Source organism: Rhodococcus sp. R1101 (assembly GCF_000278445.1).
Classification (GTDB): Bacteria; Actinomycetota; Actinomycetes; order Mycobacteriales; family Mycobacteriaceae; genus Rhodococcus; species Rhodococcus gordoniae.
Genome location: NZ_AJVB01000933.1, coordinates 1 through 506 on the forward strand (window position 1 = coordinate 1; position 506 = coordinate 506).

The 506-nt window shown below is 67.2% G+C and carries 1 protein-coding gene and 1 pseudogene; one reads left to right on the top strand and one right to left on the bottom strand.

Annotation, left to right across the window (positions count from 1 at the left end):
• A pseudogene (locus tag R1101_RS29020) lies at positions 1-208 on the bottom strand (MFS transporter); the annotation flags it as partial.
• A 110-nt stretch (positions 209-318) separates the two neighbouring features.
• Here R1101_RS29020 and R1101_RS29960 point away from each other — a divergent pair.
• Positions 319-506: DUF2437 domain-containing protein (locus R1101_RS29960; protein ID WP_157179213.1), on the top strand; the 188-nt coding region annotated here is incomplete at its 3' end.

A 506-nucleotide genomic window follows, 5' to 3' on the forward strand; every position in this document is an offset into this window, starting at 1 on the left:
TCGCACCCCACACGACGAGGGTGAACACGCCACCGAGCAGTGGTGCCCCGGCGAGTGTCCCGGCCTGGGCGAGGGTGAGGCCGGTGTCCTCGTCGAGGGTCGGGATGAGGAAGGCGACGCCGTTGATCACCGTGGCCTGCGCGGCCTGGGCGAAGACGCCGAGCGCGAGGATGAGCCACCGCCGCCGGCCGATGTCCGGACTATCCATTTCTCTCACTATCTGAGATGTCTGTTCCGTTATGTGGAATTCGATCCGGACTCTACCTCCCGGCCACCCGGCAGTCGATCGCCGTGCGCGCACCCCGTTAGACTCCGGACATGCGCCTTGGTCGAATTGCCAGCCCGGATGGAGTCGCGTTCGTGAGCGTGGAGGGGGAGGGGGAGTCCGCGAGGGTGAAGGAGATCGCCGAGCATCCCTTCGGCAATCCCACCTTCACGGGCCGGAGCTGGCCCCTCGCCGACGTGCGGATTCTCGCCCCGATCCTCGCCACCAAGGTGATCGCGGT